Source organism: Rhizobium sp. 2YAF20, assembly GCF_052114685.1.
GTDB lineage: Bacteria > Pseudomonadota > Alphaproteobacteria > Rhizobiales > Rhizobiaceae > Rhizobium.
Window position 1 is genome coordinate 79658 of sequence record NZ_JBFRFF010000014.1, and the last position, 25347, is coordinate 105004.

27 protein-coding genes are annotated in these 25347 nt (G+C 60.3%); 14 read left to right on the plus strand and 13 right to left on the minus strand.

Features of this window, described 5'->3' with window-relative positions; all coding sequences use genetic code 11:
* Positions 1–83: 83 nt before the first annotated feature.
* Positions 84–857 carry a tryptophan 2,3-dioxygenase family protein gene (locus AB4Z52_RS17635; protein ID WP_442219223.1) on the minus strand — a complete coding sequence of 258 codons (774 nt, stop codon included), beginning with the start codon at positions 855–857 and terminating at the stop codon, positions 84–86.
* 148 nt (positions 858–1005) lie between these two features.
* On the opposite strand from AB4Z52_RS17635, the gene AB4Z52_RS17640 reads away from it, so the two are divergent.
* A complete protein-coding gene (locus AB4Z52_RS17640) occupies positions 1006–1488 on the plus strand; it encodes an Lrp/AsnC family transcriptional regulator (RefSeq protein WP_442219224.1) in 483 nt (160 codons plus the stop codon).
* A gap of 16 nt (positions 1489–1504) precedes the next feature.
* On the opposite strand, the gene AB4Z52_RS17645 is transcribed toward AB4Z52_RS17640, so the two are convergent.
* Positions 1505–2131, minus strand: coding sequence for a TetR family transcriptional regulator (locus tag AB4Z52_RS17645; RefSeq protein WP_442219225.1), 627 nt, complete (start codon positions 2129–2131; stop codon positions 1505–1507).
* A gap of 109 nt (positions 2132–2240) precedes the next feature.
* On the opposite strand from AB4Z52_RS17645, the gene AB4Z52_RS17650 reads away from it, so the two are divergent.
* From AB4Z52_RS17650 to AB4Z52_RS17665, 4 genes are all read left to right on the plus strand, one after another.
* Positions 2241–3404, plus strand: a complete 1164-nt coding sequence (locus AB4Z52_RS17650) for an efflux RND transporter periplasmic adaptor subunit (protein WP_442219226.1) — start codon at positions 2241–2243, stop codon at positions 3402–3404.
* Positions 3404–6556 (plus strand): efflux RND transporter permease subunit, encoded by a 3153-nt coding sequence (locus AB4Z52_RS17655; protein WP_442219227.1) that lies wholly within the window; start codon positions 3404–3406, stop codon positions 6554–6556. Before AB4Z52_RS17650 ends, AB4Z52_RS17655 begins: the two co-directional genes overlap by 1 nt.
* A gap of 122 nt (positions 6557–6678) precedes the next feature.
* Positions 6679–6909, plus strand: coding sequence for a type II toxin-antitoxin system VapB family antitoxin (locus AB4Z52_RS17660; protein WP_442219228.1), 231 nt, complete (start codon positions 6679–6681; stop codon positions 6907–6909).
* Positions 6909–7304, plus strand: a complete 396-nt coding sequence (locus AB4Z52_RS17665) for a type II toxin-antitoxin system VapC family toxin (RefSeq protein WP_442219229.1) — start codon at positions 6909–6911, stop codon at positions 7302–7304. Before AB4Z52_RS17660 ends, AB4Z52_RS17665 begins: the two co-directional genes overlap by 1 nt.
* On the opposite strand, the gene AB4Z52_RS17670 is transcribed toward AB4Z52_RS17665, so the two are convergent.
* The 6 genes from AB4Z52_RS17670 to AB4Z52_RS17695 all read right to left on the minus strand — a co-directional run bounded on the left by AB4Z52_RS17670 (position 7301) and on the right by AB4Z52_RS17695 (position 13386).
* Entirely contained in the window at positions 7301–8377 is a 1077-nt protein-coding gene (locus AB4Z52_RS17670) for an ABC transporter ATP-binding protein (protein ID WP_442219230.1), read from the minus strand. The genes AB4Z52_RS17665 and AB4Z52_RS17670 overlap by 4 nt on opposite strands.
* Positions 8374–9309 (minus strand): PfkB family carbohydrate kinase, encoded by a 936-nt coding sequence (locus AB4Z52_RS17675; protein ID WP_442219231.1) that lies wholly within the window; start codon positions 9307–9309, stop codon positions 8374–8376. The genes AB4Z52_RS17670 and AB4Z52_RS17675 overlap by 4 nt, the downstream gene beginning before the upstream one ends.
* Entirely contained in the window at positions 9309–10325 is a 1017-nt protein-coding gene (locus AB4Z52_RS17680) for an SIS domain-containing protein (protein ID WP_442219232.1), read from the minus strand. Before AB4Z52_RS17680 ends, AB4Z52_RS17675 begins: the two co-directional genes overlap by 1 nt.
* Positions 10326–10327: 2 nt before the next feature.
* Positions 10328–11173, minus strand: a complete 846-nt coding sequence (locus AB4Z52_RS17685; protein ID WP_442219233.1) for a carbohydrate ABC transporter permease — start codon at positions 11171–11173, stop codon at positions 10328–10330.
* Entirely contained in the window at positions 11173–12057 is an 885-nt protein-coding gene (locus tag AB4Z52_RS17690) for a carbohydrate ABC transporter permease (RefSeq protein ID WP_442219234.1), read from the minus strand. The genes AB4Z52_RS17685 and AB4Z52_RS17690 overlap by 1 nt, the downstream gene beginning before the upstream one ends.
* 75 nt (positions 12058–12132) lie before the next feature.
* Positions 12133–13386 (minus strand): extracellular solute-binding protein, encoded by a 1254-nt coding sequence (locus tag AB4Z52_RS17695; RefSeq protein ID WP_442219235.1) that lies wholly within the window; start codon positions 13384–13386, stop codon positions 12133–12135.
* 245 nt (positions 13387–13631) lie between these two features.
* Between AB4Z52_RS17695 and AB4Z52_RS17700 the strand changes: the two genes are divergently transcribed.
* Complete coding sequence (locus AB4Z52_RS17700; protein WP_442219236.1) at positions 13632–14852, plus strand: ROK family transcriptional regulator; 1221 nt, start codon at positions 13632–13634, stop codon at positions 14850–14852.
* Between the two features lie 7 nt (positions 14853–14859).
* Here AB4Z52_RS17700 and AB4Z52_RS17705 read toward each other — a convergent pair whose 3' ends face one another.
* From AB4Z52_RS17705 to AB4Z52_RS17715, 3 genes are all read right to left on the minus strand, one after another.
* Positions 14860–15189, minus strand: coding sequence for a hypothetical protein (locus tag AB4Z52_RS17705; protein ID WP_442219237.1), 330 nt, complete (start codon positions 15187–15189; stop codon positions 14860–14862).
* A gap of 124 nt (positions 15190–15313) precedes the next feature.
* A complete protein-coding gene (locus AB4Z52_RS17710; RefSeq protein ID WP_442219238.1) occupies positions 15314–15580 on the minus strand; it encodes a hypothetical protein in 267 nt (88 codons plus the stop codon).
* The gene (locus AB4Z52_RS17715; RefSeq protein ID WP_442219239.1) at positions 15577–15912 is read right to left on the minus strand and encodes a hypothetical protein; all 336 of its coding nucleotides are present in this window, start codon (positions 15910–15912) and stop codon (positions 15577–15579) included. Before AB4Z52_RS17715 ends, AB4Z52_RS17710 begins: the two co-directional genes overlap by 4 nt.
* A 336-nt stretch (positions 15913–16248) precedes the next feature.
* Here AB4Z52_RS17715 and AB4Z52_RS17720 point away from each other — a divergent pair, with 336 nt between their 5' ends.
* Positions 16249–17328, plus strand: a complete 1080-nt coding sequence (locus AB4Z52_RS17720) for an alpha/beta hydrolase family protein (RefSeq protein ID WP_442219240.1) — start codon at positions 16249–16251, stop codon at positions 17326–17328.
* A 60-nt stretch (positions 17329–17388) separates the two neighbouring features.
* On the opposite strand, the gene AB4Z52_RS17725 is transcribed toward AB4Z52_RS17720, so the two are convergent.
* A complete protein-coding gene (locus AB4Z52_RS17725) occupies positions 17389–18894 on the minus strand; it encodes a DegQ family serine endoprotease (RefSeq protein ID WP_442219241.1) in 1506 nt (501 codons plus the stop codon).
* Between the two features lie 312 nt (positions 18895–19206).
* Positions 19207–19938: a FadR/GntR family transcriptional regulator gene (locus AB4Z52_RS17730; RefSeq protein ID WP_442219276.1), complete on the minus strand. Its 732-nt coding sequence runs from the start codon at positions 19936–19938 to the stop codon at positions 19207–19209.
* Between the two features lie 498 nt (positions 19939–20436).
* On the opposite strand from AB4Z52_RS17730, the gene AB4Z52_RS17735 reads away from it, so the two are divergent.
* The 7 genes from AB4Z52_RS17735 to AB4Z52_RS17765 all read left to right on the plus strand — a co-directional run bounded on the left by AB4Z52_RS17735 (position 20437) and on the right by AB4Z52_RS17765 (position 25346).
* Positions 20437–20559, plus strand: a complete 123-nt coding sequence (locus tag AB4Z52_RS17735) for a GMC oxidoreductase (RefSeq protein ID WP_442219242.1) — start codon at positions 20437–20439, stop codon at positions 20557–20559.
* Between the two features lie 134 nt (positions 20560–20693).
* Positions 20694–21260 (plus strand): RBBP9/YdeN family alpha/beta hydrolase, encoded by a 567-nt coding sequence (locus AB4Z52_RS17740; protein WP_442219243.1) that lies wholly within the window; start codon positions 20694–20696, stop codon positions 21258–21260.
* A 157-nt stretch (positions 21261–21417) separates the two neighbouring features.
* A complete protein-coding gene (locus AB4Z52_RS17745; RefSeq protein WP_442219244.1) occupies positions 21418–21612 on the plus strand; it encodes a hypothetical protein in 195 nt (64 codons plus the stop codon).
* A gap of 9 nt (positions 21613–21621) precedes the next feature.
* A complete protein-coding gene (locus tag AB4Z52_RS17750) occupies positions 21622–21762 on the plus strand; it encodes a hypothetical protein (protein ID WP_442219245.1) in 141 nt (46 codons plus the stop codon).
* A 108-nt stretch (positions 21763–21870) separates the two neighbouring features.
* A complete protein-coding gene (locus tag AB4Z52_RS17755) occupies positions 21871–22764 on the plus strand; it encodes an NUDIX hydrolase (RefSeq protein ID WP_442219246.1) in 894 nt (297 codons plus the stop codon).
* A 75-nt stretch (positions 22765–22839) separates the two neighbouring features.
* Positions 22840–23802 carry a quinolinate synthase NadA gene (nadA, locus tag AB4Z52_RS17760; RefSeq protein WP_442219247.1) on the plus strand — a complete coding sequence of 321 codons (963 nt, stop codon included), beginning with the start codon at positions 22840–22842 and terminating at the stop codon, positions 23800–23802.
* A complete protein-coding gene (locus tag AB4Z52_RS17765) occupies positions 23802–25346 on the plus strand; it encodes an L-aspartate oxidase (RefSeq protein WP_442219277.1) in 1545 nt (514 codons plus the stop codon). Before nadA ends, AB4Z52_RS17765 begins: the two co-directional genes overlap by 1 nt.
* The last annotated feature ends 1 nt before the right edge of the window (position 25347 follow it).

Here is a 25347-nt window from a genome sequence, read left to right on the forward strand (position 1 = left end):
GGCAAACGTTACCGCAAATTTAATTATGCAGAGGTTCTTTCGCTTGGCGCTATCAATGCTTGCATCCGCAAGCATGCGCACCCTCACGCAGCGGTTGGTTTGTTACGATCGTCCGCTTCGTCTGGCTTCGAGATCGAATCTCGGATGACACCATAATGGCTTCCCCATTGGTCGGTCATCGAGCAGCGGACGTCCCAAAGCTCAGGGAAGAATCGATAGCGGGCGCCGGCCTGCAGCAGGTCGACCGGTCGACCCTTGAGCGACTTCGATCCGAGGCCGATCGAGCGATGGATCAGATAAAGGTGGTGGGCGCGAAACTTCTGAAACAGCTCGTCGAATTCAATCAGGGCTTCTGCGACCACATAGCTATCGCCGTGATCATATTTCCCATCGTAGATATCCTCGACAGTGAGGCTGGGGCCATCGAGATAGCTTGCCTTGAACGCATGCCAGAGATCCGGCGGAATCCGCAGCAGGAATTTGAAGCCGGGCGATTCCTGGCCGCTGCCGTTGCCAAGCTGCAGGCGGATCTGCTGATATTCCTTCGGCGACATGGTTTCTAGAAGGTCGAGCTGCGCCGTCATCATTCGCATCAAACGGTGTACGCGGCCCATCAGCGTTACGATGCGATGGGTGTTGGCATCTTCGAGATAGGCCAGGACGTCGACCAGCGTATAGGCGATGAGTTTCATCCACAGCTCTTCGACCTGGTGCACGATCTGGAACTGCAGTTCGTCAGCATTTGCCATTTCAGCCAGAGGCTTCTGGCAGGCAAGTAGCCGGTCGCACTGGAGATAGACGCCATAATCGCGCATCTCAGGCGCCTCGATGCGGGCGTAATAGTCTTCTCTGTTCATGGTCTGTCCCCTTGCGCGGCTCTTCAGCTCGAAGCCTGTTTGCTTTCGTCGATGATAGGAAATTTTTGGCTGAACATTGTTTCTATTTGTCATGGTGAATGCCATGATCAGAGTACGAATGGACAAGATTTCAGCCTTGGAGAGAACGATGGCCTTAAGTCTGCTGGATCAGAAGATCGTTTCTGCGCTGGAAGCGGATGCGCGCATGTCGTTTGCCGCGCTGGCCGAGATCGTCGGCCTCAGCAAGACACCGTGCTGGAAGCGGGTAAAGGCGCTGGAGGAGGCTGGCATCATTCGCGGGTACAGGACAATGCTCGATGCCGCCCTGCTTGGCTTCGGCCTGGAGGCCTTCATTCAGGTTTCCATCGATTTTGAACTTTCGGAGGCATTCGAAGCTGCGGTAAGGCGGCATCCACTGATCTGGCGCTGCCATGCGACAACCGGCGAGGCGGACTATCTTCTTCACATTGTCGCGACCGACATGAACGCGCTCGATCGCATCCTTCGCCAGGAACTCTGCCGCCTGCCAGGCGTCAAGCGGACGTCCACTTCAATGTCGACACGCGAGATCAAGAGCGACATTTCATTTGCCGATGCAGCAAGGCATGTCGGAAAGGAAAATGGACAGTGATGGTGTCTTGTCCGGCTCAGTTCGCTGATCCAGGCGCCCGCATGGAGCCGATGAGCGTGGTCACCAGCTTTTCGCCAACCTCGACGAGAGAGAAGGATTTCCCGGAACGCAGCCATTCGCCGAAAAGTCCGTTGACGGAACATTGGAATGCGCGCGCAGCAGTGTCGACGGTCCAACCGCTTGCCAGCATGTTCTGGCGGGCGGCCAGCCGGATGATATTCTGCAGCTTGCCGTACATTTCGGCGTTGGCCGCCATTACTCGCGCTGTTGCGTCCGACATATCCTCCGTAAATTCGCAGCTCAGCGTCATGATCGCGAAAATCCGCTGCTGATGTTCGTCTTCGGCCAGGATATGGAGCACCGACATCGAGCCGGCCTCGATCAGACCAAGAGGATCGTCGTGCCCATATTCCAGAGCATCGGTGATGATCGCTTCCTGCGGCAACTTGATCTGGCTGTGCAAGGCCGTCAACACTTCAGCTTTGTCCTTGAAGTGCCAGTAGATTGCGCCTCGGGTCACGCCGGCGCGCTTGGCGATCTTGTCCAGGCTTGAGCCGCTGACACCGCTTTCATAGAAGACCTCCGCGGCTGCGGTCAGAACTTCTTCTCGCGTCTTGGCGGCGTCTTCCTTGGTCCTGCGCATTCAGCTCCTCATTTTTTTATGTTGCGACTTCGATTTGATATTTACAATCATCCATGCATGTTTGTATGTTGCGTCGCAATAGGAAATCCATAACGAGCGGTGATTTTTCATGACGGCGCGATCAATCCTTTCTCCCCGTAGCAGCCTTCTGGTGGCGGGCCTGGCAATTCTCTCGGCCTTCCCCGGCTATGCGCAGCAGGCCGGACAGACGCCGCCGCCACCGCCTGTGACCGTCATCGAAGTCAAGACTCAGACGGTGCCGCTCAGCTATCAATATGCCGCTCGCATTACGGCATTTCGACAAGTCGACGTTCGGGCTCGTGTCGGCGGTATTCTGCTGAAGCGCAATTTCATCGAAGGCGCGGAAGTCAAGGCAGGCGACGTTTTGTTCATGCTCGACCCGGCCACCTATCAGGCGGATGTCGCCAAATCCAAGGCGCTGCTGCAGCAGGCAGAAGCCCAGCTCAGCCAGACCCAGCGCGAGGAAAAGCGCACCGGCAGCCTGTTCGACCAGAAGGTAGGAAGCGAGAAGGCGCGCGACGACGCGATTTCTGCCCGCGAACTGGCCGAAGCCCTGGTCGCCTCGGCCCGCGCGGCTTTGCAGACGGCCCAGCTCAATCTCGACTACACCTCCGTCACGGCTCCGGTCGACGGCATCACCAGCCTTGAGCATGTCTCCGAGGGGAGCCTGATCGGCACCAGTGGCGACACTGGGCTCTTGACCAGCATTACCCAGCTTGACCCCGTCTATGTCAATTTCTCCTTCTCCGATATCGAGGCAGCCGAGGTTCGAAGGCTTGTCGATCTCAAGAAGGCAAAGGGCGAGGCCCCAAAGCTCGGCGTCAAGATCTCGTTCGGTGACGGATCCACTTACAATCAGGATGGTGTGGTCGATTTCACCTCGTCAACCATTGATGTTTCGACCGGAACGTTGCAGGCGCGTGCCGTCGTTGCAAACCCCGATCGCCGGCTGCTGCCGGGGCAGTTCGTCCGTGCCACGGTCACCGGTGTTTCGCTCGACAACGCCATTGTCATCCCCGAGGTGGCATTGATGCAGAGCCCCCAGGGCCAGTTCGTCTACACCGTGGATAAGGATGGCAAGGCCCACGTCAATCCGCTGACGCTCGGCCAGAAGGTCGGCGACCAATGGCTGGTGCTGAGCGGCCTGGGTGCGGGTGACAAGCTGATCACAGAAGGCATCATGAAGGTTCGCCCCGGCTCTCCGGTCCAGGCAACTCCGGCAGGCGAAGTCAACAAGGTGGCGCAGAACTGATGAACAACAGGTTTTTCATCGATCGTCCCGTCTTTGCGGCGGTGATCTCGATCATCATCGTCCTGGCGGGCATCCTTGCGTTGCGCATCTTGCCGATCGCGCAATATCCCGAGTTGACGCCGCCGCAGGTGGTTGTCACTGCAACCTATCCCGGCGCCAGTGCCGAAACCGTCGCGCAGACCGTTGCCTCGCCGCTTGAGCAGCAGATCAACGGCGTCGAAAACATGCTCTACATGCAGTCGACGAACTCCAACAGCGGCGCAATGCAGATCACGGTCACCTTTGCGCTCGGAACCGACCCAGACCAGGCAGCGATTAACGTCAACAATCGCGTTCAACGTGCCACGTCGACGCTGCCGCAGGACGTTACCCGCCTCGGTGTCGTCGTAACCAAGCGGTCAACATCCATTCTCGGTTTTGTCGCGATGTATTCGTCCGACAACCGGTATGACCGCGCCTATGTCGGCAATTATGCGCTCCTCAACGTCGTCGACGACCTCAAACGCATCCCCGGCGTGGGCGATGTCAATCTTTTGGGCGACATCGACTATTCGATGCGCATCTGGCTGCGTCCGGACAAGCTGGCGCAGTACAATCTCACCCCAAGCGATGTGGCCGGCGCTATTCGCGAGCAGAACTCCCAGTTTGCCGCCGGCAAGTTCGGAGACCAGCCTGACAGTAAGTCGCTGCCTTTCACCTACACCGTGACCACGCAGGGCCGCTTGCCTGACGTCAACGCGTTCGGCGATATCATTCTTCGTGCAGACGCCAACGCCGCGGCACTCAGACTGAAGGACGTTGCGCGCATAGAGCTCGGCACGAAGAGCTATGCGGTGCAGAGCAGCCTCAATGGCACGGCAGCCATTCCGATTGCAGTCTATCTGCAGCCCGGCGCCAATGCTCTAAACACGATGAAGGCGCTTCGCTCCCGCCTCGACGAACTGCAGAAGTCTTTCCCGGAAGGCATTGCCTACCAGATTCCCTATGACACGACGAAGTTCATCCAGGTTTCGATTGACGAGGTGATCCATACCTTCATTGAGGCGATCTTGCTTGTGGTGATGGTCGTCTTCGTCTTCCTGCAGAACTGGCGCGCGACGCTGATCCCGGTCATCGCCGTTCCGATCTCGATCGTCGGCACCTTTGCCGGCATGTACCTGCTCGGCTTTTCAATCAACCTGTTGACCCTGTTCGGCCTGGTGCTTGCCATCGGCATCGTCGTCGATGATGCGATCGTCGTGCTCGAGAACGTCGAGCGGTTGATGTCGACAGAAAAATTGCCGCCCCGCGAGGCGGCGATCAAGGCCATGGGCGAAGTCACCGGGCCTGTCGTTGCCATCGTTCTGGTGCTCTGCGCGGTGTTCATCCCGGTCTCCTTCATGGGCGGCCTGGCGGGACAGATGTACAAGCAGTTCGCTGTGACCATCGCCATGTCCGTCATCCTGTCGGGGATTGTCGCTCTGACCCTGACGCCGGCACTTTGCGCGCTGCTGCTTAAGCCTGGCCACCATCGTCCAATCTTGCCGTTCCGCATATTCAACAGCGGTTTCGAACGGCTGACGAGGGGATATTCGGCAGGCGTCAGTTTCTTCGTCAAGCGCTTCGTCTTGGGTCTTGTGCTCGTGGCTTGTCTTGTTGGGGCAACCGGCTACCTGTATTATATCATTCCCGGCTCTCTCGTCCCCGATGAGGACCAGGGCGTTCTGTTCGAAATCGCCATGCTGCCGCCGGCGGCCTCCCTGCCGCGCACCCAGGCGGTGATGGACCAGGCGCTGATCAACACGAAGAGGCTTCCGGCAGTCGACAACGTCTTTGCCGTCGCCGGCTTCGACCTGCTCTCTGGCGGGCTGAAGACGAATGCGGGGGTCGCCTTCGTGACGTTGAAGGACTGGAGCGAACGCAAGACGCCCGATCTCGATGCGCGCAACCTGGCAGGCCCGATCATCGGCATGAACATGGGCATCAAAGACGCGATGGTCCTCGCCTTCAATCCACCGCCGATCATGGGCCTTAGCACGACCGGCGGCTTCGAGGTCTATGTTCAGGATCGGACAGGCAAGGGCCTTTCGGGTCTGGCCGAGCAGACGGACAGGCTTGTGGCGCTGGCGGCCAAGCGCCCTGAATTGACAGCGGTGCGCACCACGCTCGATACCAACGTGCCGCAGTTCCGCGCCGACCTCGACCGTGAGAAGGCAAAAGCGCTTGGCGTGCCGATCAACTCGGTCTTCGATGCGATGCAGGCAACCTTTGGCAGCCTCTATGTCAACGATTTCACGCTCTATGGCCGCAATTACCAGGTCAACTTGCAATCGGAAGCGCCTTTCCGTGAATCGCCTGACGATCTTCGCCAGGTGTTCGTCCGGGCCGACGGCGGCAGCCTGATCCCGCTTGATGCCCTGGTGAAGGTGACGCGCGTCATCGGGCCAGATCAGGTTGAGCGTTTCAACGCCTTCAACGCCGCAAAAATCACGGGAAATCCCGCACCCGGATATACCTCCGGCGACGCGATCAAGGCGATGCAGGAAGTCGCGCAGCAGAACTTGCCTGAGGGCTTCCAGATCGCCTGGACCGGCTCGGCTTTCCAGGAGCTTGAAACCAGCGGCGCAGGCACGCAGGCGATGATCTTCGGCATCATCATGGTATTCCTGATTCTTGCGGCTCAATATGAGAAATGGAGCCTGCCGCTCGCCGTCATCACCGCGATTCCCTTCGCGCTGTTCGGCGCGCTGCTCGCCACCTATCTGCGCGGGCTCACCAACGATGTCTACTTCCAGATCGGCATGGTGACGCTGATCGGCCTTGCGGCCAAGAACGCCATCCTGATCGTGGAATTTGCTGTGCTGAAGCGTCAGGAAGGAATGAGTGCCGGGCAGGCGGCGATCGAGGCGGCGCGGCTGCGCTTTCGCCCGATCGTCATGACCTCGCTGGCCTTCATCCTGGGCGTCATTCCCTTGGCAATCAGCACCGGTGCGGGTTCGGCCAGTCGCCATGCGATCGGAACCGGGGTTATCGGCGGCATGCTTGCGGCAACATTCGTTGCTACCTTCTTCATCCCGATGTTCTACAGGCTGATCGCCTGGAGACAGCCGAAGCCGGCGCCGGGAAGCATGGAGGCAAACCCCGGCCACGCATCGCCCGAGCCGGCCGAGTAGCGCCGGAGCGATATCTCATCGACCTCAGAAGAATCCCGTTCCAATTGGAGCGGGGTTTTTTGTTGCCGTGGAGCGTCCCGGTGGATACCCATCTCCGCAAAAAACGCAGAAAGGGATACCGGATGCCTCTTTACATCAAGGACGACGCCATAGACCGTTTGGCCCGTCGCTATCAGATACTGACGCAGGCCTCGTCCAAAACGGAAGCGGTCCGCCGGGCGCTACAGCGGGCACTCGACGAGGAACTTGCAAAGCCCCTGCTCGAGGATATTGCAGTCGCCTTTTGCCGCGACCTAAAAAACAGGGCCGGGCAGGGCGTGAGCGCACTTGATGCTGCTGGAGATGAAGGCTGATGTTTATCGATGCTTCGGTGATGGCCGCCATGATGACCGATGAAAACGATGCGCGGAATTTCGCGCGCCGCCTCCAGGCATCGACCGTTAGAATGACGTCGCCAATGGCGGTTGCCAAAGCGGCGGTCGCTGTGGGCTCCATTTTTAATCTGCCGAACGCGGAGGTCGAGACCGCCTTCAAGGCCTTCCTTCAGATCGTGAACATCCAGCTCCTTGCCGTGCCGCCGCGTGCAGCGTTCCTCGCTGCGGAGGCCTATGACCGTTTCGGCAAAGGCCGGCATTCCGCCTGCCTCGAACTCGACGATTGCATGGCCTATGCCTGCGCGCGATATTATCGCCAGCCTTTGTTGTCCAAAGACGGCAGGTTCGGCGAGACGGATATCGAGATCGCTTAGACGATCGCCTTGCCGGTCTCGGGTTCGAAGAGGTGAGCCACGTCCTCGTCGAAGAACAGCGTCAGGTCCTCGCCGCCGGCAATGCTTGAGCGTGGTGGCAGGCATGCCATCAGCCGCTGCTCGCCGACCATTGCCGTCACGACCAGTTCAGGTCCGGTCAATTCAGCGACCTCGGCGCGCGTCGACAGCGAAACGCTTGCCTCGTTGCGGAAGAGATTGAGCGCCTCGGGCCTGATGCCCAATATGAGTTGCTGCCCATCGCGGGCATGACCACGAAACCTTGAAGGCAGCGGCACTACGGCGTCGGAGCCGGCGATGACGAGTGTCTCGCCTCGAACCGTCACATTGAGCATGTTCATGGGCGGTGCGCCGACGAAGCCGGCCACATAGAGAGACGCCGGCCGGTCGTAGATTTCCTCCGGCGTGCCCAGTTGCTCGATGCGGCCGTCGCGCATCACCGCAATACGGGTGGCGAGCGTCATTGCTTCGATCTGGTCATGGGTGACATAGACCACCGTCGTCTTCAGCATCTGGTGCAGCCGCTTCAGCTCGGTTCGCGTTTCCATGCGCAGCTTGGCGTCAAGGTTGGATAAGGGCTCGTCGAAGAGGAACACTTCCGGCTTTCTGACCAGCGCCCGGCCGATGGCGACGCGTTGCCGTTGCCCGCCGGAGAGCTGGCCCGGCTTGCGATCGAGAAGGTTCTCGATCTTCAGCAATCGCGCAGCGTCACGCACGGCCTTGTCGCGGATGTCGGTCGGAACCTTGCGCATCTCGAGGCCGAAGCCGATGTTCCGGTGAACGGTCAGGTTCGGGTAAAGCGCATAGGACTGGAAGACCATGGCGATATCGCGATCCTTGGGATGCACGCCGATCACCGATTTGCCGCCGATCAGGATATCGCCGCCGGATGCCTCGGCAAGACCGGCAATAATGTTGAGGAGCGTCGATTTCCCGCAGCCAGAGGGGCCAAGCAGGACCAGGAACTCGCCACTTTCGAGCGCGATGTCTATACCCTTCAGCGTCACGACGTCGCCGTAGGTCTTGTGAATGTTGCGGATTTCGAGCGCGCTCATCGCGTGGTCTCCTTGGCGTCGGACTGCAGCGGCCTGCCATAGCTGCGGGGCAGGGTGGAGATCGCCTTCGAGGCGACGTTGGTGCCGGCTTCGAGGCAGGCGACAAGGGGCTTTCCGGCTGCAAGTGTCGCGAGGAAGGCCGCGTTGAACACGTCCCCGGCGCCGATCGTATCAACCACGCTGACGACCGGGGCAGGCACCGAGACAAGCGCACCGTCGGCGTCGATGGCGACGGCGCCCTGCGGCCCGCGCTTGACGACCACGATTGCGCCTTCCGGCATATGGGCCCTGAGGTCGCGCGCCGCCTCGATGGGATCTGGAAGACCCGCAAGCGTCGTCGTTTCGATCTCGTTCATCAACGCGCAGCCGCAACGGGTGAGCCAGGCGCGGGTCGCCCCGCAATTCTCCTCCGTCCATCCGTCGAGCGGCCAGCCAGTATCAAGGACGGTGGTGATGCGATGCTTGTCTGCCCAGTCGAATAGCTCTTCGTAGTCAACGGTCAGGTCGGTCGTCAAAAACGAGCCGCAGAGCAACATATAGCCTCCGGCCAGCCGCTCGCCATCGAGCACCGACAGGACGTCGTCCAGCGTAAAGCGGGGCAGGTGGCCGCGCGTGGTGAAGAAGGTTCGCTCGCCGTCCGGGTGGGTGATGCCCACGGACAGTGTCGTGCCCTCGGCGCTCACCGGCCATTTCGCAGCCCTTTCACCGAAGGCCCCGCGCAACCATCGGCCGAATTCGTCAGAGCCGACATTGGCGGCGATCTCGAAATCGACGCCGAGGGCTGACCAGGTGAGCGCGCTGTTGCCGGCGGCGCCGCCGACCCTGAGTTCGTCGTGGTCAACGATGACCTCCGTCCCGGCCTTGGGCCAGGGCTCAGCCGGACCAAGGATCAGGTCGACATTGACATTACCGATGACTGCAAGCGGACGCATCATTCGCTCCGGGTGATCTTGGTCGAGCGTACCGGCGTCCCGGCATTCTCAACACGGGCATCGGCGAAGGCGATCATGAAGCGCTGCGCCACCGGCAACATCGCAAAGATCGCCGCCATGTCCGACGCGGGGCTGAAGCGGATCGTCGTTGTCCCAGCGACTTGCTCTTCGCCCGACGAGTCGAACACGACCACCGGCGCACCAGCCTCGAGGGCGGATGCAGCCATAACAGCGACGAGACCCGCAGTTGCGTCCTTTCCGCGGAACAGGACGACGCCGATCCTGGGGCCGAGCATCTCCATCGGTCCATGCCGCAGCTGGCCGCCCTCGAGCGAGAAGCAGGGAAGCCGCGACAGTTCGGTCAGGCCGAGCGCCAGTGCCTCGGCAAGACCCTGAAGCCGGCGACCTGATGTGACGACCGTCGCAACGTTCTCGAACGCGGCAAGTGCCTCCGCGACATCATTGTTCGCCGGCGCGTGGAGCGAGGCGAGTGCCGCGGTCGGGTCTTCACCAAGTGCTGCAAGGACCGCAAGATGCAGGGCAAAGGAGACCGTCAGGCTGCGGGTAGCGGCGAAAGCGATCTCGGTGCCGCCGGTCCCAACGAGGCAAGGTGCTGCCTTTGCCAGCGATGAGCCGCCTTCAAGCGTTAGGCCGAACGTCTCCTTGGTCCCGCCGGTTTCGGCAAACCAGCGCAGTACCTCAGCACTTTCACCGGATTGGGATGTCACCAGCACCGTGCGTTCGTCCAGCGGCAATGGCTGGCCGAGTTGCTCGGAGAGGGTCACCGCTATCGCCTCGATGCCGATCGCTCGATAAAGCGGTTCGACGGCGCGGCTGACGGCGTGCGATCCGCCCATGCCGAGCAGAAGCAGTCGGCCAGTCGATGTTAGCGACGCCGCGACCCGGGCTGCCATTTCGCCAGCTCCCTCGTAGGACGCGATGGCATCTGCGAGTTGGCGTGCCATTTCGCGGTCGATTGCTTTGAGCCCCGTCGGGCGATTGTCGTTCGAGCTCATGTTCATCCCTTGACGCCGCCGCTGGTCAACCCTGAAATCAGGGCGCGTTGCATGAAGAGACCGACGACCACGGGCGGTAGGGCAGCGAGCACGCCGGCGGTGGCAATCAGTCCATAATCGGAAACCCTGCCGCCGGCGAGATCGGCGATGGCGACGGTAAGGGTCTTGGCGCGCTGGTCGGAGGTGAAGAGCAGCGCGTAGAAGAACTCATCCCAGGCAAGCAGGAAGGCAAACAGCGCCGACGTCGCCATGACGGGAGCTGCCAGCGGCAGGGTGATGATGCGCAGCGTCGCAAACAATCCGGCGCCGTCCATCATCGCTGCCTGTTCGATCTCGCGCGGAATGGAATCGAAACCGGATTTCATCAGCCAGGTGGTAAACGGCGCAAGGATGGTGAGATAGACGAGCGCCAGGCCGAAGACATTGTTGAGCAGGCCGAGATAGGCAAGCCCCATATAGAGTGGAACCGCCAGCGCCACGGGCGGCAGCATATAGGTCGCGATCACCATATAAAGCGACCAGCCGACGGAAGGCGTCCTCGATACGGCCCAAGCGGATGGGACGGCGAGCGCGAGCGCCACGATCGTCGCCATGCCGGCAACCTCGATGCTATTGCGCAACGACGAGGTGAAGGCCGCGCCGGCGCTGTTTTCTGCCATGGAAAGTAGCGTGCCATAGCGCGAGAAATCCACCGCCTCCGGCCACCAGCGCAGTGGCTTGGCGGCAAGATCGGCCGGCGGCGAAATGCTCATGATGAAGAGCCAGGCAAGCGGCGCCAGAATGACGGCGGCAAGCAGCAGGGCGCAGAGATAGATGAAGGCGGTAAAGACGGGGCTCTTGCGTTCCATCAGGCGGCACTCCCCGCGGTTTTGCGCACGAGACCGGCGTAGGCCGCGGCAAGCAGGCTGACGAGCAGCGTCACCACCAGCGCCAGCGACGCGCCGGAGCCAGCCCGCTGGAAGGAAAATGCCTCCTGGTAGACGAGGATCGACAGCGAACGCGTGCTGTTGGCCGGCCCCCCGCGCGTCATGACCCAGATGATGTCGAAGACCTTGAAAGCTTCGATGGTCCGAAGCACTAGCGCCACCATCAGCGGGCCGGCGAGATAGGGCAGGATCACGAAGCGAAAACGATTGAACGGCCCGGCGCCGTCAACCAGGGAAGCGGCGGTGATATCGCGAGGCACGGCCTGGAGCGCAGCAAGTGCGATCAAGGCGACCAGCGGAAAGTTCTTCCAGCAATCGGCGACGATCAGCGATGCAAGCGCGGTTCCGGGTTCGCCAAGCCAGGAGCGATAGGCGTCGATCAGGCCGAGCTGGGTCAGGGCGGCGTTGAGCGCGCCGTATTCGGGATTGTAGATCAGCCGCCACAGGGTGGCGTTGACCACCGTGGGCAGCGCCCAGGGCAGGATCATCAAGGCGCGCAGCACCGTCCGGCCGCGAAATTCCTGGTTCAGGAGCAAGGCTGCCAGCACACCGATCACCATCTCGGCTGCGACCGAGATGACGGCGAATTCGGCCGTCGTCAGCAGCGTGCGCTGAAAGGCGGAACTCGAAATCATCTTGGCGTAGTTGTCGATGCCAACGAAACCGCCTGCGGTGCCGACCAGTTTGGCGTCGGTAAACGAAAGGCCGACTGTATCGATGAGAGGCCAGCCAATGACGGCGATCATGACCGCAAGCAGTGGCAGCATCAAAAGCCACGCGCGGGTTGTCATCCAGGTGCCGGACATGGGCAGCCCTTTTCAAGCGTCGGATTGCGATAAGAATTTGGGCGGCGACCGGGATCGCCGCCCGAGACCGGTGGATCAGAGGCCGCTGTTCTTGGCGGCAGTCTTCAAGGCATCGTCCGGCGACGACTGACCGAGGAGCGATTCCTGGATCGCCTGCTGCAGCGCGGTGGACAGCTCCTGATATTTCGGCGTCGAAGGCCTTGGGAACATGGCTGCAAGTGCGTGCTTGGCAGCGCCAATCAGTTCTTCCTGGTCCTTGGTCACGGCCGGATCGTCATAGGAGGTCGCCCAGATCGGCAGGCTCAACTTGGCATACTGGTTCTGCACCGACTGCGAGGTCATGAAGGCAATGTATTTCCAGGCCTCGTCCTGATGCTTGCTGGTCGCCGTGATGCCGAGGCCCATTGAGCCATTGACGGCGGAGACTTCGCTCTTGCCGGCAACGCCGGGAGCAGGCACGACGCCTACTTTCCCGGCGACCTTGCTTTCCTTCGGGTCGTTGGCAAGGTTGTACATGTAGGTCCAATTCAGCGCGAAAGCGGCATCGCCGTTTTCAAAGACCTTGCGGACGTCCTCTTCGAGGAATTCCTTGGAGTTCGGATTGGTAAGGCCCGAAGAATAGCTGGCGACCATGTACTTCAGCGCATCGAGACCGCCACCCGACTGGAAGGCCGGCTTGCCATTGTCGAGGAACTTGCCGCCATAGGCGCTGACCAGCGTTGCATAGTCGCAGATTGCAGCTTCGGCCTGCGACCAGCTCCAGGCGATCGGCGTTGCAAGCAGGCCCTTGTCCTTGATGATCTTGGCATCGGTCGCAAGCTCGTCCCAGGTCTTCGGTGGCGTGGCGATCCCTGCCTTTTGAAGGATATCCTTGTTGTAGAACAGGTATTTGGTGTCGAGAATCCACGGCATGCCGTAGTATTTGCTGTCGTACTGGACCGTGGTCCAGGCGCCGGGAAGGACGCCCTTCTTCATATCGTCGGTGATGCGGCCGGAGACATCTACCAGCACCTTGTTGGTGGCATATTCCGCCGGCCAGATGACGTCGAAGAGGGCAACATCGTAACCGCCGCCTGATCCTTGCGCCAGCACCGTCTTGTCGTGCAGACCCTCGTAGGGAACGAATTCGAGATTGACCTTGATGTCCGGGTTCACCTTGGTGAAGGCTTCGGTCATGGCGCGAACGTCTGCTTCGCTATAAGCGGCCTGCGCCATGAACAACGCATTCAACGTCGTCTCGGCATGCGCTTGCGCTGCAAAGGACATTCCGACAAAACCTGCTCCGATAAGATTGGCGCTGAGTAGCGCTATGCGTGTGGACTTCAACATTTTATTCCCTCCAGTGACTGACAGTTGCGATTGCGTTCGCCGCCGGCGGTCTGCCGATGGTGAATATTGGAAGGCGCCGCATGAAAAAGGGCGGTGCCGGCAAATGTGTCGGAGCGTTGATACGACCTCGAAATATCAGCTCGATGCCGTCCGCGTTCCCCCGGAACTCTTGCGGTTCCTTATTAAGTCAATTGTCTTGACTTATTTCTTCTTCAATATTCTAATCAAGTCAAGAGGGAAATTGCATGAACGATGTGCGCCCGATCCGGGCAAAGAGCGGAACGAACCACGAAGGCACCAGCGCCCATAATCGCCGGGTGATGATCGACGCCCTGCGGTTCAACGGGTCGCTATCGCGCGCCGACCTTTCGCGGGCGACGAAGCTGACCAAGCAGACGGTCTCAAACATCATCGAGGAGCTGGAAAACGACGGGTTGGTCCTGTCGCTTGAGGTCGTGCGCAAGGGCAGGGGGCAGCCGTCGACGCCCTATAAGCTTGTCCCCGACGGAGCCTTTGCGATCGGCTTGCAGATCGACCGCCACGTTACGCGAGCCGCCGCCGTCAATCTCGTCGGAAATGTCCTCGTGCGGGCGGAAGCGAATTTGCCCCGGGGCGGACCGGCTCGAGGCGTCAAGGTGATCCTCGATCTGGTCGAGGAGGTCCGGCGCGAGTTGGCAACCCTCAGTTCGCAGTCGGAGAAGCGCCTCGTCGGGCTGGGGGTGGCAATGCCTGGACCCTTCGGCATGGAGATCATCGAGGACGACGCCTGGATGATGGCGGCGTGGCAGAATTTTCCATTGCTCGAGACGCTGGCTGCAGGTACGGGCCTTGACGTCGGCTTGCAGAACGATGCTTCCGCATCGGCGACGGCGGAACGGATGGTTGGCGCTGCAAACGGCCTCGACCATGCCGTCTGCCTCTATCTCGGCTATGGTATCGGCGCCGGCCTCATTCTTAATGGCGAGCTTTACAATGGGTCGAACGGCAATGCGGGTGAAATCGGGATGATACTGACGCCGCCGCGCCAAGGTGGCGGACAGCACCAGGCGCTGGAGCACCGGGCGTCACTGGCTTCGCTCTACCAGCATATGGGGCTTGATCCTGCCGATCCCGATTTGCATGCCAAGCTCGCCGCGGCAGCAGAAAGCCCTGAGCCATCACTTGCCGGTTGGATCGAGCTTGCCGCCGGCGACCTGCGCTGGAGCGTCCAGATCATCGAAACCATCTTCGATCCGGAGACAGTCATCCTCTGCGGCAGCGCGCCCGAACCGCTGGCGCGGCGCCTGATGCAGGCAATGGACCCGCTGCTGCCGTCAATTGCCGATCGGCGCGACCGCCGGCTGCCGCGGGTGCAACTTGGCATGACCGACCCTTGGGCGGTGGCGCTAGGTGCGGCGGCCGAGCCGATCAGCCGGGCTTTCGACCCGCGCTTTTCGGCAATTCTCAAGACACGTGCAAATGGCTAGCTCGGCATCACGGGCAGACCGACGGCAGAGCCGAATCGTAGGTGTTCGACGTCATTTCAGTCGTGTTCGGGCTGGAATCGCACAGGATTCTGTGGGCGGTCCAATTGCTGCTGTCCACAGCGCTTGGCGATACGCTTCCCGTCACCGTCGGGTCGACATTGATCGTTCCGTCCGGCAGGATCGCATCCTTGGATGTGTCTCTGCCCTGCATTATCGCCGATTTGATGCGCGGGCCTTTGAAGGTGTCGACCGAGTGGGTGGTATGGGCGCCGCCCGCCATGGCCGTCGTCGCCATGCCGAAAACAAGCACCGCGATTGCGAGAACTCTTGGTAACATCTGCCTTCTCCTGAACAGAGAGAGTTGAATGACAGACGAAACACACCAAACGAGCGTAAGTTCCATGGGCGCAAAAGCGTCACGAAAATTTGATGAAACGCGTTCGACAGATGGCCCGACCGCCTCAACCATTCGGTATTTCCAGTGCCAATAGGCCCAGAAATCCGACGAAGATCATGATGGTCACGACAGGGGTGTCTGGCTCGTGATGGGCTTCCACCAGGATCTCCTCGGCGACGAGATAGAGAGCGCGATCAAGGTGAGGGCAAAGCTGGCTGTCAGGTAGAATGGCGGCAGCTGATGGACCGGCTTCGCCAAAGAGGGCGCCGATCGGAAGCAGAGCTCCACCTGTCGCGACCACCGCAATCACGGCAAACCGCGACTTTATCACCGAGCGAAGTTCTTCCGTCGCATTTCGCCCACAAACAGGATTTCCGCCGTCAGCGCGGTGGCGAGAATGGTCCCCTGCGCCTCGCCGGCGGCAAAGTCGATGCCGAGGACGATGCCCTCGATGAGGATATCGACGGCGACGAGAACCATGAGCGACCGGGATGCCGAAAATCGCTTGCCGATCCCCTTGACGCCGACCATCGCAGTCAGCCCCAGAAACCCGCCGACGAGGATCGCAGGCGTCGAACCCATATAGTAAAGAGCAGGCAGCACCTCCGTCGCCGTCGCGGCAAATACCACGCCGGCCGCAAGATGCTGGACACGGTTGGTCATGGATGGGCTCCATTCGAGCCAAGGCAGCAATTGCACCGAGCACAGGTGCCGCCAAGGGGATCAATGTGAAGGACCAAGCGGAGAATGCATTCTCCTTCGTAGACTAGATCAGACTAGACGCCGTCGCGAGGCGCGGCGCTTCTAAGCGGGGCCGTTTATCGTCAGGCCTCAAGATCCCGGACTATCGAACAGCGAATAGATTTGAATAGCCACACATACAACCATGACAAGAATAAACCAGGGAAAGTCGTTGCCTCGCACAAGCGTTTGAAAATATCGTGCTGGTTTCCAACGCATCCGTGTCCTCGATTGTGTTTTGGGTCTCCGGAGCTGTCGATGAGCGGTAATGGACGCCTATTCAATCGCCTTGAGAGGCCCCATCATATGCGCGTTATTTCGATCTTTCTTCTTTCCATGCTCATCACAACCACTGCAAATGCCGCGGACGCCATCGGCTTCCGGGAGATCGAACTGCCGGATCCCTTTGGCGACAGGTCGCTCCACGTCGCCATGTGGTATCCAACCAAGGATGATGCTCCAGCAGTACCGAATGGCGAAAACCGGGTCTTTTACGGTGTACCCTCCACTGGGAATGCCGAGCCGATCGCCGAACCGCACCCACTTGTCGTGCTGTCCCACGGTTATGGCGGAAGTTGGCGAAATCTCAGTTGGCTTGCAGGTGAACTCGTCCGCCAAGGCTATGTCGTTGCCGCGCCCGATCATCCAGGCACAACGACGTTCGATAGAAGCGCAGGAGAGGCGGCAAAGCTTTGGGAGCGCCCCCACGACCTCAGCCGTGTGATCGACGCGCTGACGGCGGATGATGCGTTGGCGGGTCGTATCCAACAGGACCGCATCGCGGCGATCGGCCATTCTCTCGGCGGCTGGACGGTCGCAGCCTTGGCCGGCGCTCGTTTCGATACTGATCGCTTCATCGCGGACTGCAAGGCGCATGCGAGCCCGCGCGCTTGTGGCCTTTCTGCGGAGCTTGGGATCGTGCCGAGCAACAAGGGCAAATTGGATACCGATCTGGCCGACCCCAGGATTGGAGCAATCGTGTCGCTTGACCTCGGCCTGGCCCGAGGCTTTACGCCTGAAAGCCTTGAAGCCATGCGCGTGCCGATATTGGTGATCGGCGCGGGCGCCGACATTGGTGACATGCCGGCAAGGCTGGAGTCCGGATACCTTGCTGCAAATCTGCCAGCCGCTACATCGAGTTATGTTGAAATTTCCGACGCCATGCATTTCAGCTTCATGCAACTCTGCAAGGCCGGCGCTATTGCCTTGATCGAGGAAGACACCCCTGGCGACGGTATCGTGTGCAAAGATGGCGGAACGCGGGGGCGGGATGTGATCCACCGACAGGTCGCTGATTTGATCAGCGTGTTTCTGGCGAAGGTGATCTTGCCGAAATAATCTGCGATAGACATCCGCCCGGCGTAAAGAGGCCGGGCGGAAAGAGATTGTGCGGCAATTTCATGCGGCAGCGAAGGGCACCGCAACGAAGGTTTTGGTTCCGGCGCGCTCGACAAGCAGGAGAACCGATTTGCGGCCGGACTTTCCAGCCGCTGCTACAGCGGTCTGGACGTCCTTGGCACTCCTGGTTGGCTGCTGGTTGACCGAGACGATGATGTCGCCTGGCTGAATGCCCGACGCGGCAGCGGGCTTGTCCGGATTGACGCTGGCCACAATTGCCCCGGTCGCACCCGTCGGTAGGTTCAGCGATTGCCTTGCGTCCGGTGTCAGGTCGGCCAGACCAATGCCGATGGACGGCTGGTTTGCCTCGTGGGCCTGACCGTTTTCGCCTGCGGCCGCTTGCTTCTGTCCGATGTCGCTGCCACCGACCGTGACGCTGAGATCGACCGTCTTGCCGTCGCGCCAGACTGTCAGGCTCTTCATGCTGCCTGGAGAAAGATCGGCCACGAGGCGCGTGAGATCTCGCGGCGCTTTGATGGCCTGGCCACCAAGGCCGGTGATGATGTCGCCGGATTTCACGCCTCCATCGGCTGCCGGGGTGCCGTCGCTGACCTCGGCGACAAGCGCGCCTTCGGGATGGCTCAAGCCGACTGCGTCGGCAACATCAGACGTTACCGGCTGGATCTGCACGCCGAGGAAACCGTGGTCGATCGATCCGTTCTTTTCGAGCTTTGCGACAATCGCCTTTGCCTGATCGGAAGGTATGGCGAAACCGACGCCGACGCTGCCGCCGTTCGGGGAGTAGATCGCCGTGTTGATCCCAACCACGGCGCCGCTACTATCGACAAGCGGACCACCAGAGTTGCCGTGATTGATCGGCGCGTCGATTTGGATGAAATCGTCATAGGGGCCACTGTGCAGGTCGCGACCCCGGGCCGAGACGATGCCGGCGGTGACGGTCGTGCCAATCCCGAATGGATTTCCGATCGCGAGAATTTGGTCGCCAAGCTTGAGATTGTCGGAATCGCCCCAGGCAATCGTTGCCAGCGGCTTCGGCGATTGAACCTTGATGACGGCGAGATCTGATTTCGGGTCGGCCCCGAGCAATTTTGCCGGCAGCTCGGTGCCGTCGTCCAATGTCACCTTGATGTCGCTGGCCCCTTGGATGACATGGTTGTTGGTGACAATGACGCCGTCGGCGCTGATGACGAAGCCGGAGCCCAGCGCCTTGGGGTGTGGCGAAGACCTGCCTTCAGGCGCCTGCTGCGGCATCCGACCGTGATTTTGGAAGAACTGACGGAACTGATCGTCCAAGGGTGAGCCGTTGTCGTCGGAGCCTGCGTCAGATGCCTTCATTGTGGTGGTGATGGTGACGACGGCAGGTTTGTCGGCGCTAACGATCGGCGCGAAGGAGCCGTGCGGCGCAACGACGCCGGCAACGGCATCAGACGCCGCCGAGGCGTGGGCAGAAGATGTATCGAGGGCAAATGGCAGCGATGCGGCCCCAACTATCAAGGCGGCGCCGACGAGTGCGGCCGTGCGGTGCTTTTGGAGAATGGATGACATGGCAATGGTCCTGGCGAGATCGGAAGCATCGATCAAACGTCCATCTGTCTCGCCGGCGATGGTTCGGATCGTAAGTTTTGACTTCGCAGCTGTCCCGGATGAGAGCTGACCCAAGTATTAAACTTCACTATCCGTAATAATCGCCCGAAAGCGCCATGTCACATTAAATATTGATAATTTATACTTGGGATAGCCGCCATAATTTGGCCGAAATGCGCAAGTGAGAATATATTACTTATATTTAATGTAATTCGTCCCTTTATTGCTTGTATTTAAGCTTAACAGAGCGTCGAGACCAATCTTTGCTTAGGTCTAGCGCCCGATAGAACCGAAATTCCGTTCATATGTCGCGCTCAGCAGCGTCTCGGCCGCCTTTGCCGCAGCGGTGGCGTCGCGTTTGCCGATTGCCACGGCGATCGCCTCATGCATGGCGAGCGAGTGTTGCATCCCACCGAAGGCTTTGAAGGTTTTGGGGATGCTGATCGTCAGCGCAGCGCGGATGACCGAGGAAACCGGCAACAGGAACCTGTTGTGAGCCGCACGAATAATCTGAAGATGAAAATTGATATCGGTTTCCATGGCCTCATGCTCGCTTGCATGCTCGACCGCCATCGCGTCGAATGCGGCACGAATTTGCAGATGTTCGAGATCGGACCCTCGCAAGGCTGCAAGGCTTGCCGCCAACGGCTCGATTGCCAGCCGTATCTCGAAAAGCTCTTGAACCAAGCCCTCCTGATCGTCTGCGTGGCCCTGCCAGGAAAGCACGATCGGATCAAGCGTATTCCAGAATTCCGGCGGCCGGACCCTCGTCCCGGCTCGCGGCTTGGCGCTGATGAAACCCTTGGTCTCGAGGATCTTCAACGCTTCGCGCAATGTCGTGCGGCTGACGCGAAGGTTCTGCAGCATCTCGGACTCTTTCGGCAGGACACTGCCGGGCTTCAATTCGCCAAGTGTAATCCGGCGACCGATTTCGGCAGCGATCTGCGCCGGCAATCCCCGGTCACCTGATGCAAAAGCCTTAAGAGCACCGTTCGATCCAAACATTTCCAACAGCAGTCACCCTCAATCGTACTCTCGGTCAGGTCGTATAATCCGCATCTACACATATGCCTATATGTAAAGCCATCTGACGTCGATGTGGCCAAAGATTATTCCGGCGCCCCAGGCGCCGATCAGGCTCTCAAAGCCCCAGTTGGTTTGCGAAACGTTGGATAATCTCCAGCCCCGTCTGCGTGGGACGGAGCGCTGGCGCCCTGTCATAGATAGGAATACCTGCTCGCGCCGAAGGGCCTCTTACCGCAACACAGGAGATTCTCGATACCCTGCATGGTAAATACAGCAGCGGGAAGCATGGCGCGATAGAAATTTTCAGCCTCCGCTTCCAATCCGCCGCGATAGGACACGTAAACGCATACCGCATGGTCGATGCAGTCCGGCGCCAGAATAAGCCCTTTGCAGCCGGCGCGAAGATTGTCCGGGAGTTCAAGGCCGCCCCGTCCGTTGAACACCGGATGGCGCGGCGTCGTGGACTAGGCGCTTCTTATGTTCGGTGTTCAAGGCCTGCGCGTCCTTGACTGTTCGATCATGCCGGCGATTGTCAGCGCGAACACAAAGGCACGCGCAATGATCATTGCTCATAAAGGCATCGACATGATGATGGCTTGAGACATCGCAATCCGGGGTCGTCGGGTCGCTTTTTTCAATACGGAAGGGATGGTTGAACTGCCGTTGCTTTAATCTAGCGATTTACTAGATTATCTTGTGACCATTCTATTCCGTGTTGCTGGCAGGGTCGCCTGATGGTTCCAACGCTCATCATTCCTGGTTTGAACGGGTCGAATGACGGTCATTGGCAGCGGTTCTGGGCGCGTGATGATCCGACAAGCCATATAGTCCAGCAGGAGAGCTGGACCCATCCACGCCAGGCGGGCTGGCTGGACACGCTCGAGATCGAATTGGAGCGGGCGGGAGAAGCATTTCTGGTGGCTCATAGCCTCGGCTGTCTCCTCACCGCTCTTCTGGCGGGCCGGCCGGCCGCGAGAAGGGTCAAGGCAGCACTGCTGGTCGCCCCTTGCGATCTCAGGGCAACCGAGGGGCTGCATCCTGGAGTCATGGATTTTCGCGAAATGCCGCACGCGCCGCTGCCGTTCCCGACGATCACGGTCGGCAGCCTCAACGATCCCTACATGCCGATCGATCTGTTGATGACCTACGGGCGGCTATGGAAAAGCGATGTTCGAAACCTCGGGCTTGCCGGGCACATCAACATCGCCAGTGGCTACGGCCGCTGGGCAGGTGGCTACGCACTTCTCGATGGCCTCAAGGCCAATGTCGAAAACCGCGCCAGGAGATATCTTCCCGCGTAGGCATCAAACTCTTGGCGGGAAAAATATCCGCTGCATTGTACTCGAATGAGCACAGCCTGCTCGCTCGGCTTTCGTTGATAGAATACTAATTGTGTAGACTATATTGACTATTTTGTTCGCTGTGTCGAGAATGGCAGTCTCGAAGAAGGAGCCTTCCGTGTTGAATGAATTGAGACAACTGGTGACCAATTCGGTGCTTTTTCGTTACTCCGCATTGTCGGAATCGTTGCCGCTCTCGCGCGACTTCGTCGAGAGCCAGGGGAGGGTCTATGACATCGGCGAGGAGCGGTTGCAGTCGCTCATCGAAGACGAAGCCTTCTATTGGCAGCCGACGCCGCTGTCCTGGTATTAGGAGGTCGCCATGGCCTATGTAACCTATAGATCGATCAACCAACAGGACACCCGATCGTCCCTGCTGCCGGTGCTCAACAGCTGCATCGAAGTCGCATCCGTGGTTTGCGCATTCGGATTTGTCCTCGCGCTGGTGGTCGGCGCCTTGTGAGATCAAATAGCTGCTAATCAGGTATTTCTTACCGCATCTGTTCGTTGGCTTTGCGCCTTGGCTATGTCAGAAAGCATGACAACTCCATAAGGGGATTTGGCAGCTTCTGTGACGATCGGTCTTGCACATGCGGAATTGATTGGCGTGATCATTGCGGTCACGGGCGACCGACCACGTTTCATGACGGTTCGCCAGGGTGATGCCCTGCCTTCCGGACCCTTTGAAATGGGCCACCGCACCCTGCAGACCGGCCTGCGCGAGTGGATCAAGGAGCAGACCGCCCATCCGGTCGGATATCTGGAACAGCTCTACACATTTGCCGATCGCGACCGCAACAATGAGATTCTCGGCGGCAGAACCATCTCCATCAGCTATCTCGGGCTGGTTCGCGAGCAGGCAGCGCCCGGATCGGGCTGGCACGACTGGTATGAATATCTTCCGTGGGAGGACCACCGCCAGGGAATCCCCGACGCGATCGGCGATATAGCCGCGCGGCTCAAGGCCTGGGCGGAGATCGATCCAACACGTCGGGGGGACCGCATCCGCAGGGCAGCGCTTGCCTTTGGCCTCGACGGAGCAGCGTGGAACGAAGACTTCGTTCTGCAACGTTACGAGCTGCTGTACGAGGCCGAGTTGGTTGCCGAGGCGGGATGTCCTGGGGAGATCAACCTTGGACGACCGATGTTTGCCGATCACCGCCGCATTCTGGCAACGGGCATTGCAAGACTGCGCGCCAAGATCAAGTATCGCCCCGTCGTTTTCGAACTCATGCCCGAATGCTTCACATTGCTCGCCCTGCAGCGCGCCGTCGAAGCGCTCGCCGGGTTGAGACTTCACAAGCAGAATTTTCGCCGCCTGATCGAGCAGCAGGAGCTGGTCGAGGAGACGGGCGACATGGAGAGCGATACCGGCGGCCGCCCCGCCAAGCTTTTCCGCTTCCGGCACGTTGTCCTGGAAGAACGCGCACTCGTTGGAACGAAATTACCGCTATCGCGCGATTGACAATATACTCAATCTGAGAATATCTTTGCCTTCATGATATGCTCATGTTGAGTATAAATGAATGGAGATAAGGCCATGCAGTCTGCTGCATCTCTTTATGAGCGAGTAAGCCGCGTTGTTCCGAAGGCGGAATGGCTAACTTTTGAGGACGACGTCGAGGCGATCATCGATCTCAAGCGGCGGCGCAATGCCGTCATCCTTGCCCATAACTACCAGACGCCGGAGATATTTCACTGCGTCGCGGATATCGTTGGCGACAGTCTGGCGCTTGCGCGCAAGGCCGCCGAGGTCGATGCGGACGTGATCGTCCTTGCGGGCGTTCACTTCATGGCCGAAACCGCCAAGCTTCTGAACCCGGAAAAGACCGTCCTTATTCCTGACTTGCGCGCCGGTTGTTCGCTTGCCGATTCCATCATGCCTGAGGACATCGCCTTGCTGCGTAAGGCTCATCCCGGCGTGCCGGTCATCACCTACGTCAACACATCGGCGGCAGTGAAAGCGGCGTCCGACATTTGCTGCACCTCGGGCAACGCAAAGCAGGTGGTGGAATCGCTGGGGGTTCCGCGTGTCCTGATGATCCCGGACGAGTATCTGGCGCGCAACGTTGCCCGCGAGACCAGCGTCGAAGTCATTGCATGGCACGGCCACTGCGAGGTGCACGAGCTGTTCACCGCCGAGGACGTGCGCCAGCTCCGGGAAAACCATCCTGGTGTGACGGTTCTCGCCCATCCCGAATGCCCTCCCGAGGTCGTGGCCGAAGCCGACTTTGCCGGATCGACCGCGGTCATGTCCGATTATGTCGCGAAGAAGCGCCCCGCCCGTGTGGTGCTGCTGACTGAATGTTCGATGAGCGACAACGTGGCGGTTCACTATCCCGATATCGAGTTTATTCGGCCCTGCAACCTGTGCCCGCACATGAAGCGCATCGACCTTTCAAACATCCGCATGGCGCTTGAGCAAAACCAGCACGAAGTCACCATCGATCCGACGATCGCGCTCGCCGCCCGCCGAGCGGTCGAAAGGATGCTGGCGATATGATTACCGAGATACTCGACGAGCTTTCAGGCCGGGTGGCTGTCATCGGCAGCGGTGTTGCCGGCTTGATGACGGCGCTGGCGCTGGCGCCGGAACCGGTCGTCCTGCTGACCCGGTCGGCTATCGGCGAAGGTACGTCGAGCGCCTGGGCCCAGGGCGGCATCGCTGCAAGCCTAGGTGCTGACGACAGCGCCGACCTTCATCTCGCCGACACGCTTGCAGCGGGCGATGGGCTGTGCGACCCACGAGTTGCCGCAGGGATCGTCAGGGAAGCACCGTCTGCCATTGCGGCGCTGGAAGCCATGGGCGTCCGTTTCGACAGGCGCGCCGACGGAGGCTTGGCGCTCGGGCTGGAAGCGGCGCATACGCGCAGCCGCATCGTTCACGCAAGGGGTGACGGCTCGGGCGCCGAAATCGTCCGTGCGCTGTGCCAGGCGGTGGCGAGGACTGCATCCATCACCGTTCTGACGGGCGCCGAGGTGAAGCGGCTGGTGTTGCGGGACGGCGGCGTGATAGCCGGCGTACTCTTTGAAACGGCCGGGCGGGCGGCAATCCTGCCGACGACGCGCGTGGTTCTTGCGACGGGTGGAATCGGCGGCCTATATGACGCGACGACCAATCCGGCTCCAAATTGGGGCCAGGGATTGGCGCTTGCCGCGTGGGCCGGAGCAAGGCTGGCGGATATGGAATTCGTCCAGTTTCACCCGACCGCCCTCTCAACGACGCAGCGACCGCTGGCGCTTGTGAGCGAGGCGGTGCGGGGCGAGGGGGCGACACTCGTAAATGAGAGAAGCGAGCGCTTCATGGCCGATTTTCCCGGTGCGGAACTTGCGCCGCGCGACGTCGTGGCCCGGGCGATCACCGCCGAAATTGCCCGTGGCGGCAAAGTCTTTCTTGATGCCAGAAGAGCCGTCGGCGCTCGCTTCAGCACTCGTTTTCCGGGGATCGATGCGCTCTGCCGAGCAATCGGCATCGACCCTGCGGTGGATCTAATTCCTGTGCGGCCTGCCGCGCACTACCACATGGGAGGTGTTGCGACCGACGAAAGGGGCCGCAGTTCGGTGCCCGGCCTCTGGGTTGCCGGCGAGGCGGCCTCGACGGGCCTGCACGGCGCCAACCGTCTCGCCAGCAATTCCCTGCTCGAAGCGGCCGTGATGGCTTTGCGGGCAGCGCGAGATGTCGCCGCCATCCCGGCGAGATCGCAACCGCGACTGGCAAGCGAGCCGTCGCCCGTGCCATCAGATGCATCCGCCGTCCGGCCGATCGTGTCCCGATACCTCAACATCCTGCGGGATGGGGACGGCCTCCAGGCGGCCATGGAAGCGCTTCTGCCGATGGCGGAGGGCAGACTGCCGGCCTCCGATCCCGCTCTTGTTGCGCTGATGATCGCAGTCTTTGCCAAGCTCAGAGAAGAATCGCGCGGCGCCCATGCGAGAACCGATTTTGCCGCGAAGCTGCCCTTCGCCCGCCGGCAAATCCTGACGGCGTTCGAAGTGTTCGACGTCGCTCGGTCACTGTTGCCTCACTCTCTTGCCAGGAGCGCCTGAT